The organism is Mammaliicoccus sp. FSL K6-3158, assembly GCF_038005105.1.
In the GTDB taxonomy this organism is placed as follows: Bacteria; Bacillota; Bacilli; order Staphylococcales; family Staphylococcaceae; genus Mammaliicoccus; species Mammaliicoccus sciuri.
This window is the reverse complement of the sequence record NZ_JBBOSL010000001.1, coordinates 2,395,331-2,410,880: the sequence shown is the minus strand read 5'-3', so window position 1 is coordinate 2,410,880 and position 15,550 is coordinate 2,395,331. Positions and strand designations below refer to the sequence as shown.

17 protein-coding genes are annotated in these 15,550 nt (G+C 31.9%); 12 read left to right on the top strand and 5 right to left on the bottom strand.

Annotated features, from left to right (window positions below):
- Nucleotides 1-88: 88 nt before the first annotated feature.
- Nucleotides 89-526 carry a MarR family winged helix-turn-helix transcriptional regulator gene (locus tag MHH94_RS12230; RefSeq protein WP_078355122.1) on the bottom strand — a complete coding sequence of 146 codons (438 nt, stop codon included), beginning with the start codon at nucleotides 524-526 and terminating at the stop codon, nucleotides 89-91.
- Nucleotides 527-536: 10 nt separating this feature from the next.
- Nucleotides 537-1,322, bottom strand: coding sequence for an arylamine N-acetyltransferase family protein (locus MHH94_RS12225; protein WP_078355123.1), 786 nt, complete (start codon nucleotides 1,320-1,322; stop codon nucleotides 537-539).
- A 110-nt stretch (nucleotides 1,323-1,432) separates the two neighbouring features.
- On the opposite strand from MHH94_RS12225, the gene MHH94_RS12220 reads away from it, so the two are divergent.
- The 8 genes from MHH94_RS12220 to MHH94_RS12185 all read left to right on the top strand — a co-directional run bounded on the left by MHH94_RS12220 (nucleotide 1,433) and on the right by MHH94_RS12185 (nucleotide 7,670).
- Nucleotides 1,433-2,248: a metallophosphoesterase gene (locus tag MHH94_RS12220; RefSeq protein WP_340841603.1), complete on the top strand. Its 816-nt coding sequence runs from the start codon at nucleotides 1,433-1,435 to the stop codon at nucleotides 2,246-2,248.
- A 43-nt stretch (nucleotides 2,249-2,291) separates the two neighbouring features.
- On the top strand, nucleotides 2,292-2,726 hold the full coding sequence (locus MHH94_RS12215) for a DUF3995 domain-containing protein (RefSeq protein ID WP_058592456.1): 435 nt from the start codon (nucleotides 2,292-2,294) through the stop codon (nucleotides 2,724-2,726).
- A 158-nt stretch (nucleotides 2,727-2,884) separates the two neighbouring features.
- Nucleotides 2,885-4,357 (top strand): BglG family transcription antiterminator, encoded by a 1,473-nt coding sequence (locus MHH94_RS12210; protein WP_078355125.1) that lies wholly within the window; start codon nucleotides 2,885-2,887, stop codon nucleotides 4,355-4,357.
- Nucleotides 4,358-4,822 carry a PTS sugar transporter subunit IIA gene (locus MHH94_RS12205; RefSeq protein WP_078355126.1) on the top strand — a complete coding sequence of 155 codons (465 nt, stop codon included), beginning with the start codon at nucleotides 4,358-4,360 and terminating at the stop codon, nucleotides 4,820-4,822.
- A 12-nt stretch (nucleotides 4,823-4,834) separates the two neighbouring features.
- Nucleotides 4,835-5,701 carry a ketose-bisphosphate aldolase gene (locus MHH94_RS12200; protein WP_049319623.1) on the top strand — a complete coding sequence of 289 codons (867 nt, stop codon included), beginning with the start codon at nucleotides 4,835-4,837 and terminating at the stop codon, nucleotides 5,699-5,701.
- A 12-nt stretch (nucleotides 5,702-5,713) separates the two neighbouring features.
- Entirely contained in the window at nucleotides 5,714-6,022 is a 309-nt protein-coding gene (locus tag MHH94_RS12195; protein WP_049319624.1) for a PTS fructose transporter subunit IIB, read from the top strand.
- Between the two features lie 23 nt (nucleotides 6,023-6,045).
- Entirely contained in the window at nucleotides 6,046-7,140 is a 1,095-nt protein-coding gene (locus MHH94_RS12190) for a PTS fructose transporter subunit IIC (protein ID WP_078355127.1), read from the top strand.
- A 14-nt stretch (nucleotides 7,141-7,154) separates the two neighbouring features.
- The gene (locus MHH94_RS12185) at nucleotides 7,155-7,670 is read left to right on the top strand and encodes a D-lyxose/D-mannose family sugar isomerase (protein WP_049319626.1); all 516 of its coding nucleotides are present in this window, start codon (nucleotides 7,155-7,157) and stop codon (nucleotides 7,668-7,670) included.
- Nucleotides 7,671-8,178: 508 nt separating this feature from the next.
- Here the strand turns inward: MHH94_RS12185 and MHH94_RS12180 are convergent.
- Both MHH94_RS12180 and MHH94_RS12175 read right to left on the bottom strand, forming a co-directional pair.
- Nucleotides 8,179-9,207 carry a siderophore ABC transporter substrate-binding protein gene (locus tag MHH94_RS12180; protein WP_058592455.1) on the bottom strand — a complete coding sequence of 343 codons (1,029 nt, stop codon included), beginning with the start codon at nucleotides 9,205-9,207 and terminating at the stop codon, nucleotides 8,179-8,181.
- Nucleotides 9,208-9,220: 13 nt separating this feature from the next.
- The gene (locus MHH94_RS12175) at nucleotides 9,221-9,925 is read right to left on the bottom strand and encodes a DUF5694 domain-containing protein (RefSeq protein ID WP_048541752.1); all 705 of its coding nucleotides are present in this window, start codon (nucleotides 9,923-9,925) and stop codon (nucleotides 9,221-9,223) included.
- Between the two features lie 143 nt (nucleotides 9,926-10,068).
- Between MHH94_RS12175 and MHH94_RS12170 the strand changes: the two genes are divergently transcribed.
- Nucleotides 10,069-11,118, top strand: a complete 1,050-nt coding sequence (locus MHH94_RS12170; protein WP_058592454.1) for an ABC transporter permease — start codon at nucleotides 10,069-10,071, stop codon at nucleotides 11,116-11,118.
- A gap of 11 nt (nucleotides 11,119-11,129) precedes the next feature.
- On the top strand, nucleotides 11,130-11,792 hold the full coding sequence (locus tag MHH94_RS12165) for an ABC transporter ATP-binding protein (protein ID WP_078354707.1): 663 nt from the start codon (nucleotides 11,130-11,132) through the stop codon (nucleotides 11,790-11,792).
- 67 nt (nucleotides 11,793-11,859) lie between these two features.
- Here the strand turns inward: MHH94_RS12165 and MHH94_RS12160 are convergent, their stop codons facing one another.
- Nucleotides 11,860-12,801 (bottom strand): nucleoside hydrolase, encoded by a 942-nt coding sequence (locus MHH94_RS12160; protein ID WP_340841261.1) that lies wholly within the window; start codon nucleotides 12,799-12,801, stop codon nucleotides 11,860-11,862.
- Between the two features lie 175 nt (nucleotides 12,802-12,976).
- On the opposite strand from MHH94_RS12160, the gene adcA reads away from it, so the two are divergent.
- Together adcA and MHH94_RS12150 are read left to right on the top strand one after the other, a co-directional pair.
- Complete coding sequence (adcA, locus tag MHH94_RS12155) at nucleotides 12,977-14,566, top strand: zinc ABC transporter substrate-binding lipoprotein AdcA (protein ID WP_084755214.1); 1,590 nt, start codon at nucleotides 12,977-12,979, stop codon at nucleotides 14,564-14,566.
- 158 nt (nucleotides 14,567-14,724) lie between these two features.
- Complete coding sequence (locus tag MHH94_RS12150) at nucleotides 14,725-15,456, top strand: class I SAM-dependent methyltransferase (protein ID WP_084755212.1); 732 nt, start codon at nucleotides 14,725-14,727, stop codon at nucleotides 15,454-15,456.
- The last annotated feature ends 94 nt before the right edge of the window (nucleotides 15,457-15,550 follow it).

Genomic DNA, 15,550 nt, shown 5'->3' with positions numbered 1-15,550 from the left:
AGTTTGAATTATTAGTATTATTATTAAAATAATAACTCATTTACTTTAGCAGAAATTTCGTCGTATTGTCAACTTGGTTTACAAAAAGTTATTCTATTTGCCAATCCATTTTCATAATTTCTATTAGTTTATGAACGGTTTCCTCACCAATTATGTCTATAATTTGTTGTTCTAACAACGCTTTATGTTGTTTACTTTCAAGATAACAAGATTCTCCAAGAGCGGTTAATTGTATGGACTTTTCTTTCTTGTTGCCTTCAACATCTTGTATATCGACAAGGCCTTTGTCGTTTAATTGTTTTACAAATTTATGAACAGCTTGTCTAGAGATATTAACGTGCTTGTTAATATATGCCATCGTTCTTTTATGTTTATAAATTTTAGCCATAATGTACCATTCAGATCCTGAAATATGCATGTCATGTGTTTCGTTCCACATATTTTCTATTTTTGAACGTACAAGTCCGTGGCGTTCACTAATTAAATCAAATAAATCTAGTTCTTGTAATTCACTATTTGATATCACACTTAAAACCTCAACTTTCCAACGTATGAATTGACTCAACTATTCCGAAATATTTTTTTAATATGGCTTTATATTGATCACGTTTGAAGCTTTCTTTTTGTTTATGATTTTGAGACGTAATGGTTAAATGATCAGAAGACATGCTGACTCTACCATATTCTGTGGCCATTGTAATAATAAGCTTCTGAACGAATATTGAATCAGGATTGTGTTCATTATAATCTAAATGTTCTATAAAGAAGTCCCAAGGTCTACTGATTTCATTTGTTAAATAAGATGTGCGCCATGATTGGTCATCTAACTGCTTTTGAAGGTGTATGACACTATCCTTATCTAAAATAGCACGATAATGCCCGTTAGTATCATCAATGACTTGAATATTATCTGGGTCAGAAATTGGAATAGCTTTTGTTGGTAAATCACCAAATCCTACGTCTGCAATATAAGGTTGATCTAAATGTACGATTGTCGACATATGTGAACCGTCTCTACTCCAATTGTCATCTGGTGTATGAATTGTTCCTGATACACGATCAACCTTAAATCCCTTTTCTTTTAAATAATATTGAAAAATCGTATTTAATTCATAACAAAATCCACCACGGTGGCGATGAACAATTTTGTTAAATAAATCATCAACATTTACTGATATCGGTTCTTTATTTTGAACGCTAATATTTTCAAAAGGTACAGTGTACATAAATCTTTCGATATAGTGGTTCAAAGTGCGTAAATCAACTTGATTAAAAAATTCCGTGTCTATTTTTAAGTAGTCTTCAAATTGTAAAATGTTCAACTAATAACCTCCTATTTAAATCATAATTCTATTATAAAGGATACATGGGTAGAATATGTTAATATAAAATTGATATACAACGTTATTTTAAAGAAAGCTAGGTCATGCATATGAGAATTGGTACCATTTCAGATTTGCATATAGATAGAAGTAAAGATTATTACCCTCAAGATTTTGAGTATATTTTAGCTCATGAAATTACACATTTGAATTTAGACCTTTTATTAATAGCGGGTGATGTTTCAAATCATTATTTACAGACGATGCAGTTTGTTCAAAATGTTAAGCGTCATTCTAAAGTTGAAGTGCTGTTTATACCTGGCAATCATGATTATTGGAAAAAAGATCAAGAAGAAAAAAGTTCATATGAAATTTTTGAATATTATAAAGCACAACCTGAAAGTATCATAGCAAGTCCATACATTGTGAATGAAGATTGGGCGATTGTCGGACATAGTGGTTGGTATGATTATAGCTTTGCAGATCAAAATAAATTTAGTATGGAAAGGCTAGAACGGAGAAAATATTACGGCTCTACATGGTTAGATAAAGAACATATCGATTGGGGAAAATCAGACTTAGAAATGTCTCGATTAGCTGCAGAATCCGTAAAAAATGATTTAGAACAGGTAAAAGATAAAAATATTATATTAATGACGCATATTGTGACCAATCGAAAATTTGCAGTCCCAATGCCACATAGAATTTTTGATTATTTTAATGCATTTATAGGTACATCAGACTTTGATAAATTTTATGAAGTTTATCCGATCAAATACAGCATTATGGGTCATGTGCATTTCCGTAATATAATAGAAGAAAGTGGTATTCAATATATATGTTCATGTCTCGGATATCAAAGAGAGTGGCGAACGACTGATTTAGCAACTGAAATTAAAAATACAATACAAGTTATCGAAATATAAAAACATATATCGAAGAAAATTTATGATTATAATAGGTGATTAAATGAAAAAGTATATATCATTATTTATCATAGCAGGTAGTGTGCATGCGCTATTTTCATTGTATTGGGGACTTGGTGGAGAAGCGGGTCTCATAACAGTTGGATCTTGGGTCTTTACATTAAGTGCACAGTTTGGAGTATGGATTAATATCGCCCTACTATTAATAGGTGTGTTTAAATTTTTAGCAACCATTGTGCCATTAACATTAACCAATCATTTTGATAAGAAAATATATATGATATCTTTAATTGGAAGTATTTTTCTCATGATATATGGCGGATTAAACATGATAATTGGCATATTAAAGATGTGTGAAGTAATCGAGAACCATAACTATTTTACAACCTTTGGACAAGCATTCGTGTGGGATCCATTATTTTTATTGTGGGGAATCGGATTGTTTGGATATGTTATGAAAGTGAAACAGAATAGATAAAGGAAAACGCCACTGGCAGGAGCTAGTGGCGTTTTTTTGATGCGATTGAATACTCAATAAATTATTAGTGAATAATAAATTGTCCATAGTTAAGGACAGATATTGAAGTGTAAACGTTTACAATTAAAGTATAATGACACTTAACAGGAGGTGATGACATGTTATTCAGCTCTAAGGAAGAGCAACTCATCAATCAGTTAAACTTTTACGATTTTATCTCTTCCAATGATGTATCTAATAAATTATTAGTCTCATCTAAAACAATCTATAGACTTGTTAAGAAAATTAATGAAGTCACAGAAGAACAATATGGTGAGAAGATGATAGAGTCTGAAACTGGCAAAGGTTATAAAATCAATAAATTTTATATTGATAAGAACATTTATTCAATTGTGACAATCAAAGAAGAAAATTTCTTGTTAGAGATTATGATGAACTTGTTATTTCAACATCCTAAAAAGTTAAGGAAAAATCATATTTTTAGTCAAAGTTATTTTAGTGAGAGTACTGAAGAAAGAAGAATTAGAAGTATCATCGAATATTTAAATGACTTTGATATTAATGTATACAATATGCATAACGTCATTTATGTAAAAGGTAATGAAGTTGATATAAGACGCGCTATTAATGCGATACTGCTTTCAATAAATAAAAATCAAGTGCTAGATGATATGGGCTTAGATATTAATGCATCAGATAAACACTTTCTAGATCATCAAATACTTCTTATAGAAGAAAAGTTAAACGTAAATTTATATTACCCATATGACGTCAACATATTTACTCATTTATATATGGTGTTGAAACGTTATAGAGAAGGTAAAGTCAATCAATTACAAAACCAAGATGCTTTAGATGATGAAGAAAAGGATAAAATGCAACGAAATAAAAATATAAAAGAAACAGCAGATATTCTTTCGCATAATTTAAGTAAACATCTTTGTTGCGAATTACATGAATTAGAAGCATTCTTCATTTTTCAAAACTTGTATTCGTTAAATATCGAGAAAAAAGAGTATATGAAAAAGGATAAATTTAATGCAAATGAAATAACCCTTGAATTTGTATCACAATTTTTCGGTATAGAAAAAAGTGATGTAAATGAGAAAGAAAAATTATATCAAGATTTATATAACCATATATTGCCCATGATAGGAAGGCTAAGAATTGGGATAAAGCTTGAAAATAATATGTTGAAAGAATTGATTTTAGAATATCAAGAAACTTTTATTAAACTGTTAGAAATATCTGAAGGTATTAACAAACATTTAAATGAATATGCAGATATTGATGAAGCGGAAGTAGGATATATTTCATTGTATTTTGAAAAATTCAAATTAGAAAAAGAACATAGAAAGAAAGTATTGCTTGTTTGCTCAACTGGTATTGGGACTTCTGAACTGCTTCAAATTAGATTGAAAAATAGTTTTCCAAATTTAAAAATAATATCGACTATGAGTCATAGACAAATGCAGAAGAACAGTAAGTTCATTGAGGAAGAAGTAGATATTATATTTTCAACAATAAGAGTAGATAACAAACATTTTGAGAAACCAGTTATTTGCATCAGTCCAGTGCTTTCTGACAAGGATATAGATCTAATTGATTATTCATTAAAGGAGTTGAGTTAAATGGAAGATACGATTAATTTAAAAACTATCATCAACAAAGACTTAATGATTATAAACAGCGATGCAAATAGTAAAGAAGCTATATTAGAAGATTTATGTAGCTTATTAAAAAACAAACAATATATTGAAGATCAACAGCAATTTTTAGAAGATATATATTTACGAGAAAGTGAAGGCATAACGGGTATTGGAGACGGTATTGCAATACCACATGGGAAGTCTGGATCTGTAGGTGAAACAACTGTCGCAATAGCGACATTAAAAAATAAAATCGCTTGGGAAACGCTAGATGAAGAACCTGTTGAAGTTGTCATATTGTTTGCTGTAAAAGATACAGATGCGACGACAACACATATCATCTTATTGCAAAAAGTGGCGACATTATTAGCTAGAGAATCATTCATTAATGCAATAAAACAAATCAATAATAAAGAAGAATTATACGATTTAATTATAAATGCATAAGGGGAGATTAATATGTTAATCAGTGGTAAAGAAATTTTAAGAGTAGCTAATGAAAACAAATTCGCAGTACCAGCATTTAATGCAGGTTCTGGACAGTTATTAGACGCAGTAATGCAAGCTTGTGAAGAAACTGAATCACCAGTTATGATTGCGATTCATCCAGATGAGTTAAAGTTTTTAACAGATAGTTTCGTTGCTCAAGTTAAATATTTTGCAAATCATAGTAAAGTGCCTGTGTGTATTCATTTAGATCATGGTGCTAGCTATGAACAAGTTATACATGCTATTAAATTAGGTTTTACTTCAGTTATGATTGATGCATCTCATTTACCATTTGAAGAAAATATCGCGGTTACTAAGAAAGTGGTTGATATTGCTCATCCTGTTGGTGTATCGGTAGAAGCGGAATTAGGAACGATTGGCGATACGGGTAATACGGTTGAAGGTGGTGTGTCTGAAGTGATCTATACAGATCCATCGACTGCACAAGAATTTCTTGAAAGAACGGGTGTTGATAGTTTAGCAATTGCTATAGGAACTGCGCATGGTATATATCCTAAAAACATGAAACCAGAATTAAAGTTAGATATTTTGAAAGAAACAAGTCATCTGACAGATATACCATTAGTACTTCATGGAGGATCAAGTAATCCGGATAATGAAATTCAAGAGGCAGTTAAACTCGGAATTAATAAAATTAACATTTCAAGTGATATTAAAATTGCATTTACGAATAAACTACGTGATGTTTTAGACAATCAAGATAGTGAAGCGAGAGAACCTAATGTGCTCTTCCCATCTTGTATTGAAGAAACTAAGAAAGTTGCTGTAGAAAAAATAAACTTATTTAATTCAGTTAATAAAGCAAATTTATATTAAGGGGTGGATGTTATGAATATAGTAGGTATTGCAGCATGTACTGCAGGTATTGCACACACATATATAGCAAAAGAAAAGTTAACAAATGTAGCAAAAGATAGAGGACATGAAATTAGTTTAGAAACTCAAGGATTATCGGGCACACAAGATGAACTTAAACAAGAAGATATTAATAATGCAGATGTGGTATTAATTGCAGCGGATATTAAAATAGGTGGACGTGAAAGATTTGAAGGGAAGAAAGTTGTAGAAGTTCCAACGAGTTTAGTTGTTAAATCACCAACAAAGTTAGTTGAAAAGTTAGAAGAGTTGACGATTTAAATCAAAAAGGGGTTTGATAAATAATGATACTCAAAGAAATTGGATTTAAACGACATTTAATGACGGCAATTTCATTCTTTTTACCAATCATTGTTGCATCGGGGTTTTTGTTAGCAATTGGGAACTTAACAGGTGGTCAAGAAATAGAGAATTTTAAAGAAGGATTTAAGTTTTCTGATGCTATGACTACAATGGGTGGATATGGGTTGAGTCTATTGCCCATGATTGTATCAACAGCTATTGCGTACTCTATTGCAGATAAACCGGGAATTGCACCGGGATTAATTGTAGGGATGGTTGCATCTGGTATTGAAGCGGGATTTCTTGGAGGACTCGTAAGTGGTTATATTGTTGGAATAGTTGTTGTCTTATTAACGACTTACATTAAAGTTCCATCATGGATGGAAGGACTAATGCCAACGCTTGTATTTCCTTTTTTAAGTACTTTTATTGCTGGTGTTATTATGTATTATGTTGTTGGTACACCGATCACTTGGTTTACTGAATTGATTACAACATATTTAGGTAACTTAAATACATCTTCACTATTTTTATATGGTGCAATAATAGGTATATTATCTTCTATAGATTATGGAGGACCAATTAATAAAGTTGTGTTTGCATTTGTATTCGCATTATTTTCAGAAGGTATCTATGAACCAGTTACGGTACTTATACTCGCATCTATGGTGACACCATTTGGTTTAACGATGGCATATTTTATAGGAAAAGTAGTTAACAAAAATATTTTTAATAAACAAGAAATTACTACTTTAAAAACTGCCTTTCCAATGGGTGTATGCCAAATTACTGAAGGATGCTTTCCAATTATTTTAAATGATTTAGGTAAAAATATTATCGCCACGGGAATAGGTGGAGCTATTGGTGGAGGTCTCAGTATGCTATGGGGAGCAGATAGTCATATTCCAGCATCAGGTATGTTTGCATTACCAACTATGACTAATCCTCTTAGTTTTATTTTCGCATTACTGATTGGCTCTTTAGCAACAGCAGTTACAATATTAATATTGAAAAAACGAGTAGATGTAAATGCTGAAGTAGTCGTTAAAGAAAAACAAGAAGAAGAGATTTCATGGGACGATCTTAAAATATCATAATAAAGGTGATAGTTATGAATAGTCATTATAAGAATAAAGTGAAAGAATATTTTTTGTCATCGAATATAAATTTTACAGATTATGAAATTGAAAATATAGAATATGCTGACTTTGGACTCAATCATATTGAAACAGAAGGCCTTAACTTAATTGTTTACGTTAATGATAATGGCTATTGCGCTAAAGAAATGGTGTTGTTGCCACGTCAAACATGCCCAGAACATATACATCCAGACAAACTAGGGAAGAAAGGTAAAATAGAAACTTTTAGGTGTAGAAAAGGAGAAGTATATTTATATGTAGAAGGTGAAAGAAATGTTGGTGAATTATCAGCGAAGATACCAGAAGGAAAGGCTGAATATTATACAGTATTTCATGAAGTACAATTATTGCCAGGAGAACAATATACCATCCCATCACATACAAAACATTGGTTTCAAGCAGGAGAAGAAGGTGCCGTTATATCTGAATTCTCAACAACTAGTTATGATGAACTAGATGAATTTACAGATATTCATGTAGTTAGGTAAGGAAGATATATTAATAGAAGAAACGCCACTGGCAGGAGCCAGTGGCGTTTTTCGTCATATAAGATGATAAAGTTTGAATGTCGTAAGGGACAGAATTCCGAGAAATGTCCGTAACGGGTGTTGTAAGGGACAGAATTCTGAGAAATGTCCGTAACGGGTGCTGTAAGGGACAGAATTCCGAGAAATGTCCGTAACGGGTGTTGTAAGGGACAGAATTCTGAGAAATGTCCGTAACGAGTGCTGTAAGGGACAGAATTCTGAGAAATGTCCGTAACGAGTATCGTAAGGGACAGAATTCCGAGAAATGTCCGTAACGGGTCTCGTAAGGGACAGAATTCTGAGAAATGTCCGTAACGGGTCTCGTAAGGGACAGAATTCTGAGAAATGTCCGTAACGAGTGTTGTAAGGGACAGAATTCTGAGAAATGTCCGTAAGAGAGGTCCCTCTAATTACCACAATTCAGAATAATGGAAGATAGGCGCACCTTCAACACCACCATCCATACTTATTATTTCTGCTCTTGTAATTTTTTCGCGATTTGTTGTATTTCTTGTATTTGTTTCGTAGTGGATTTAATACCACCTGATGAGAAGTACCATGATTTTGCGTCTAAGTTTATGATGTGATTATTTTTTACGGCATCTACGTCTTTAAGTACGTCGTTTCCTAGTACTTTCTTACTTGTTCCTTTTCCGTCTGTTGCTTTGTCTCTATCCATTGAGAATATGACTTCTGGATTTTTTGAAGCGACATATTCAAAGCTGACGGGTTGGCCGTGTGGATTTGGTTTGACTTTCTTATCTGCTGGTTTAAATCCAAGTTGATCGTAGAGTAGACCACCAAACCTTCCACCTGGTCCGTAAGTAGATAATTCACCTTGACTTGTAAGCAGTAGCATGACACTGTTATCTATATTTTTAACTGATTTCTTCGCTTTTTGTTCTTCGTTTTTAAGTTGATCTGTAAGTTCTTTAGCTTTCTTTTCTTCCCCAAAAATTTTGCCGAGTTTCGTCGTATTATCTGATACTGATTTTATGACAGCATTATCATCTGATCCTATATAGAGTAATGATGCGTTAGGGGCAGCTTTCTTAAATTCTTTTAATGTTTCGCTGCTTGCTGTACGATTTGAAAAGATAATTAAATCTGGGTCGATTTCAGCTATTTTTTCAAAATTCGGTTTTCCTAATTCACCTACATTTGTATATTTATCTTTCGTAAATGATTTTAATTCTTTAGGCAACATTGAGTCACTTGAACCTATTGAAATACCGGCTACATTATTTTCTTTACCGAGTGCTTTTATGATATCTGTTGCACCGTAATCAAATGTGACGACTTTTTTAGGATCTTTTGTGACTTTGACTTTTTCCTCTTTTTGTTCTGCATCTCTTCCGTCTTTGTATTTACCACGTAATTCATATTTTTGAGTAACTGTGACCGTTTGCTTCTTGCTGTTTGAATCACTTGTTCCTTTTGTTTGACCACATGCTGCTAATAAAAGTGTGATGACCATTAGTAAAAGTAACTTCTTCATTATGTATGCTCCTTTATTTTAATATATTTATTGATGGAACGACTTTAAATAAACCTGTTGATTCTATCATGAATTTTAAAATTCTGACATGACTCATGCCTGTAAAGACAACCGTTTTATCATGGTTGAGCGCATTTTTCATAATGTGATTTGCCATAAATTGATTACGTTCTGACCATTCGAGGGAAAAGGCGATACCAGGACTATCTGCAAGTGAACGAATGGCAAAAACTTGTTCTAAAGGAATGACTGTATCATGATATTCAGTTAATTGTTCATATAATGATAAATCTTGTGCCTTTTTATTTTGATGACTTTGTTTTGCCTCGTTTAAAAGTTGGTATATTATAGGGTTATCATTTTCAAGGTATTCATCTGCAAAGGCTGCACGAATTTTACGTGTTTGCATTTGATTGTTGTCGATTGGTATAACAGTTGGTAATTTTAATTTCAATGCGAGTGGTATCGCTAAAAAATGATGTTCGTTTAGTTGAAGTGGCAATTGTTTGCGAGATAGTAGATTAAAGTCTTTAAGCAATTGTCCTTTATTTTTAATATCCCATTCAATAGCGATTAAATCTGGATTGTATTGCTGTAATTTATTCAAAATGACGTTAGCATCTTCTATGTAACGTTGATAGGATTCTAAAAAATATTGATTGCTTTGGTCTAACCGAATATGTGGTGTACCAATAATGCAAATTTCTCTTTGTGCCAATGTGACACCTCCTTAATTGATAATCGTTATCAATTATACAGTAACACTTTTATAAATACAATGTAGCTATTATTTTAAGATAATTAAATAATAATGTTATAATTAAATAATAGAAAATTTAGATTCAGGAAAGGGCTGACAGAATGTTTTTAGCTTGGAATGAAATGAGACGAAATAAGACGAAGTTTGGTCTAATCATTGGCGTATTAGTTATGATTAGCTATCTTTTATTCTTATTATCGGGGTTAGCAAATGGTTTGATGAATATGAATAGAGAAGCAGTAGATTTATGGAAAGCAGATGCGATTGTTTTGAATAAAGATGCCAATCAAACAGTTGCACAATCATCTATTAATACAGATGATGTAAAAGGCAAATTTGATAAAAGTGAAGGCTTAAAGCAAACGGCTGTTATTGCTTCAGACGGTAAAAACAAAGAGAATGCCACAGTCTTTGGTATCGATGGAAAAGGCTTCCTAATGCCTAAAATAGAAGACGGCAAACTGTTTGAGAAAGATAATGAAGTCGTTGCAGATCATACTTTAAAAACAAAAGGATTCAAAATCGGGGATACATTAACACTTTCAAATAGTGATGAAGAATTAAAAATTGTCGGTTTCTCAGTAAGTTCTAAATTTAATGCATCACCTGTCTTATTTACAAATAATGAAACGATTGGGAAATTAAATCCGATGTTAAAAGGCGATAAGATCAATGCGCTAGTCGTTAAAGATAAAAATTGGAAAGATGTTGAATTGAACAAAGATTTAGAAGTAGATGACATTGAATCATTTATTACGAAACTACCAGGCTATCAAGCGCAAAATTTAACATTAAACTTTATGATTGTGTTCTTATTTGCGATTTCAGCAATGGTTATAGGTATATTCTTATACATTATTACGTTACAAAAGAGAAATTTATTTGGTGTCTTAAAAGCGCAAGGATTAACGAATGGCTTTTTAGCACGTTCAGTTATGAGTCAAACTATTATTATTGCTTTAATCGGTACATTGATTGGCTTTGGATTAACGATGTTAACAGGATCGTTCTTACCAGAGGCAGTACCTATCAAATTTGATTATTTAACAATGTTGTTATACGGCATCGTGCTTATTATCGTTGCAATTTTAGGTAGTTTATTCTCAGTATTAAGCATTCGAAAAGTAGAACCATTGAAAGTCATTAGTTAGGAGGCGGAATCATGTTAGCATTTGAGAATGTAACAAAGTCATTTAAAGACGGTAATAGAACGATAGAAGCAGTGAAATCAACTAACTTTAAACTAGAAAAAGGCGAACTAGTTGCCATTATTGGACCATCCGGGTCAGGGAAAAGTACACTGTTAACAATGGCGGGTGCACTACAGTTACCATCAGAAGGTACAGTATCTTTAAATGGTCAAAATATTAATCATTATAATGAAAAACAATTATCTAAACTTCGATTAAAAGAAATCGGATTTATACTTCAAACAAGTAATTTAATACCGTTTTTAACCGTTCAACAACAATTTGAATTACTTAAAAAGGTAAAAAAAGATGTCATGAATGCAGAAGAACATTCAAGATTATTAAAACAACTTGGTCTGGATAAAATATTAACCCAATTACCAAGTGAAATATCAGGCGGTCAAAAACAAAGAGTCGCTATCGCTAAAGCACTTTATACAAATCCATCCATTATACTAGCAGACGAACCTACTGCATCATTAGATACAGAAAATGCAATAGAAGTAATGGAAATATTGAGAAGAGAAACAAAAGAATTAAATAAATTATGTATTATCGTAACGCACGATCAAAGACTGACATCATACTGTGATAAAGTATTTAAAATGGTAGATGGTGAGTTGAAAGAAGAATAACGAGGTTGATTTAATAGAATAAAAAGTAAGAGGCTAGGATATTGATGATATCCTAGCCTCTTACTTTTTATTCATAACTTTTTAATGCTTTTTCCATGATGTCCCAAGCTAAGTCTACGTTTACTTCTGTAGCGAAATAGGCATTAGGTTCTTGTTTATAAGTATTATGCAAATCAACAGACATTGTGCCATATGTGAGGTCACTTTGATGCTCAATTTGGATAAATGTTTTTTGTAATGTGAATATTTCAGGATGCAGTAAATATAAAATTGTACAAGCATCATGGATAGGACCTCCGTCCATATCGAATTGCGATTTATATGTAGATTTAAAGAACTTTAAGAGTTCAACTACGAAATGTGATATTGGATTATTGATTTTATGAAATCTTTCAATAACAGCATCGTCTGCTAATAATTGATGTGTTACATCTAATCCGAATACTACAACTGGGATACCACTTTCAAATACTTTTTTAGCTGCTTCTGCATCAACCCAAATATTAAACTCCGCTGTAGGTGTCCAGTTTCCGAATGTTCCTCCCCCCATAATGACGATTTCTTCTATATTATGAGCAATCTTAGGTTCTTGAATAAGTGCCATCGCAACATTTGTTAAAGGTCCTGTTGCTACGAGTGTTATAGGATCGTTACTTTTTAATACTTCTTCAATTATGACATTTACACCATGCTGATTTGTAGGCTTTAAGTTTGGAACTTTCGGTAATTCAGGACCATCTAAGCCACTTTCACCATGAATACTTTCAGCAAATGCAGCTTTCTTGATTAAAGGTCTGTCCGCACCGACTGAAACAGGAATGTCGCCTCTATTCATAATATCTAATACGTTTAAAGAGTTTGTTGTATTCTTATCTACTGATTGATTTCCCGCAACAGTTGTCACTGCTAAGATATTTAATGGGCTAGATTGAGCGCCAGCCAATATTAATGCGATAGCATCGTCATGCCCAGGATCACAATCCATGATGATATTTCTATTTTGTAACATTTAAACACGTCCTCTAAATTAATTTATGTCTTTATTTCATTATACTAAAGCGCTTTCAACTAAACAAAATAAACAGACTATAAAAAATTATTCTAAATAAGGTCTTGTATTTTAAAAGATATAAGTATATAATTTTAAATCGTAAACGTTACTATTTGTAAAAGGAGTGTACGAAATGAAAAAATGGATTGGGGTATTAACAGTTGTTTTTGCAATTTGTATGGTATTAGCAGGCTGTAATCAAACAGATAGCAAAAATAATGATTCTGATAAATTAAAGGTTAAGACGACGGTTTACCCATTGAAATCTTTTATAGAACAAATTGGCGGTAAGCATGTAGAAGTAGAATCTATTTATCCTGCAGGAACAGATTTACATAGTTATGAACCAACGCAAAAAGATATTTTAAACGCGAGTAAAGCGGATTTATTTGTTTATACAGGAGACGATTTAGATCCAGTAGCAAAGAAAATTGCCTCAACTATTAAAAAAGATGATAAAAAATTATCACTTCAAAATAGTATGGATCAATCTGAACTTTTAACAGATCAACATGAACATGGTCATGAGCATGGGGAAGGTCACGATGAAGATGAACATCATGAACATGGAGAAGAGCATGAAGAACACGAGCACGAACATGAACATCATCACCACGGTGGATTTGATCCTCACGTATGGTTAGATCCTAAAATTGACCAAGAAATGATTAAAGGAATTAAAGATGAATTAATTAAGAAAGATCCAGACCATAAAGCAGATTATGAGAAAAATTATAAAAAATTAAATAATGAATTATCGGATATCGATCAATCATTAAAAGATGCTACTAAAGGTCATGAAGGTCATACAGTGTTTATATCACATGAATCTTTAGGTTACTTAGCTAATCGTTATGGATTTGTACAAAAAGGTGTTCAAAGTATGAATGCTGAAGATCCATCACAAAAAGAATTAACTGAAATTGTTAAAGAAATTAAAGATACAGATGCGAAATATATTTTATATGAAAGCAATATCTCATCAAAAATTACAGACACAATTCGTAAAGAAACAGATGCTAAACCATTAACATTTAATAATATGGAATCTTTAACGAAAGAACAATTAAAAGAAAAAGACCTTTCATATCAATCATTAATGAAGGAAAATATTAAAAATATCGAAAAATCTTTAAATGACAAGATTACAACAAAAGATGACAAGAAAGCTGAATCTCATGATAAAGCAATTGAAAAAGGGTATTTCAAAGATTCACAAGTAAAAGACCGTAAACTATCAGATTATGAAGGTGACTGGCAGTCAGTATATCCATATTTAAAAGACGGCACACTTGATGAAGTCTTCGAACATAAAGCTGAAGAAGATGGTAAGATGTCTGAAAAAGAATATAAAGCTTATTATGATAAAGGCTATAAAACAGATGTTGAGAACATCAAAATTGAAGGCAATAAAATCAGTTTCACTAAAGAAGGTAAAACAACAACTGGAGAATATGAGTACGATGGCTATGATATCTTGAAATATGAAAAAGGTAATAGAGGCGTAAGATACACATTTAAATTAAAAGGTGAATCAAACGATAATTTACCGAAATATGTACAGTTTAGCGATCACAATATTTATCCTAAAAAAGCTGCACATTTCCATATATTCACTGGCAATGATAAAGATAAAGTCTTAAAAGAATTAGATAACTGGCCAACATATTATCCAGCTAAATTATCTAAAGACGAAGTAAAAGAAGAAATGTTAGCACATTAAAGCAAAGAACCTGAGACCACGGTGGTCTCAGGTTCTTTTATATATAATGTAATTATTTTTGGCACTACTATACCTACATCATATCGAATACTTAAATATAAGTCTACTTTTTATATAAATGATTGCTATACTAAATTTAATAAAAGGGGGATGTTAAAATGACAAATATTTATGATCAAGATGATTTCTTTGAAGGTTATAAACAAAAGAGAAATCATGCATTAAGTTATAACGAAGTTGTTGAAATGCCTGAAATAAAGCGGTTAATGCCAGATTTAGAAGGCAAAACAGTACTTGATATTGGCTGTGGTATGGGGCATTTGATTGCGCATATGTTGAAGTTAAATCCTAAACATATTACAGGAATTGATGAGTCACTTAATATGATTAGCGCAAGTCGCGAAAAATTCAATTCTAACAATGTCTCGTTATATCATGAATCATTTATGGCGTTTCAGACGAATGAAAGGTATGATGTAATCGTATCTTCTCTTGTATTTCATTATATCGAAGATTTTAAACGATGTGCCGAGAAGTTGAATGAGCTATTAAATAGTGGTGGTACGTTACTATTTACAATGGAACATCCCATACAAACAGCTACTAAAGATCCGGAAGTCGTACAAGAAGATGACAAAGGGATGTTTTTACGAATGGAACATTATTTTGATGAGTCTACTCGCTCAGCAAATTGGTTAGGTGCTGATGTTTATAAATATCATCATACGATTGAAACAATCTTCAATAATTTAATAGAAAATGACTTTGAAATCCAATGTGTAAAAGACCTAGGGCAGTCTGAGGAAGTATTTAAAATGTATGATCAAGCTCGTATCAATAAGTTGAAACAATTTCCACCATTTCTATTAGTAAAAGCAAAGAAAAAGTAGAATAGGACCAGTTAATATTTATAAAAAAGCACACATATAAAGTTAGATGTTTTTTAACTTTATATGTGTGCTTAAAATGATGATAATTAATATT

Coding starts and splice junctions, on each gene's coding strand:
- MHH94_RS12220 (WP_340841603.1), top strand. CDS start 1,433: ATGAGAATTGGTACCATTTCAGATTTGCATATAGATAGAAGTAAAGAT.
- MHH94_RS12215 (WP_058592456.1), top strand. CDS start 2,292: ATGAAAAAGTATATATCATTATTTATCATAGCAGGTAGTGTGCATGCG.
- MHH94_RS12210 (WP_078355125.1), top strand. CDS start 2,885: ATGTTATTCAGCTCTAAGGAAGAGCAACTCATCAATCAGTTAAACTTT.
- MHH94_RS12205 (WP_078355126.1), top strand. CDS start 4,358: ATGGAAGATACGATTAATTTAAAAACTATCATCAACAAAGACTTAATG.
- MHH94_RS12200 (WP_049319623.1), top strand. CDS start 4,835: ATGTTAATCAGTGGTAAAGAAATTTTAAGAGTAGCTAATGAAAACAAA.
- MHH94_RS12195 (WP_049319624.1), top strand. CDS start 5,714: ATGAATATAGTAGGTATTGCAGCATGTACTGCAGGTATTGCACACACA.
- MHH94_RS12190 (WP_078355127.1), top strand. CDS start 6,046: ATGATACTCAAAGAAATTGGATTTAAACGACATTTAATGACGGCAATT.
- MHH94_RS12185 (WP_049319626.1), top strand. CDS start 7,155: ATGAATAGTCATTATAAGAATAAAGTGAAAGAATATTTTTTGTCATCG.
- MHH94_RS12180 (WP_058592455.1), bottom strand. CDS start 9,207: ATGAAGAAGTTACTTTTACTAATGGTCATCACACTTTTATTAGCAGCA.
- MHH94_RS12170 (WP_058592454.1), top strand. CDS start 10,069: ATGTTTTTAGCTTGGAATGAAATGAGACGAAATAAGACGAAGTTTGGT.
- MHH94_RS12165 (WP_078354707.1), top strand. CDS start 11,130: ATGTTAGCATTTGAGAATGTAACAAAGTCATTTAAAGACGGTAATAGA.
- MHH94_RS12160 (WP_340841261.1), bottom strand. CDS start 12,801: ATGTTACAAAATAGAAATATCATCATGGATTGTGATCCTGGGCATGAC.
- adcA (WP_084755214.1), top strand. CDS start 12,977: ATGAAAAAATGGATTGGGGTATTAACAGTTGTTTTTGCAATTTGTATG.
- MHH94_RS12150 (WP_084755212.1), top strand. CDS start 14,725: ATGACAAATATTTATGATCAAGATGATTTCTTTGAAGGTTATAAACAA.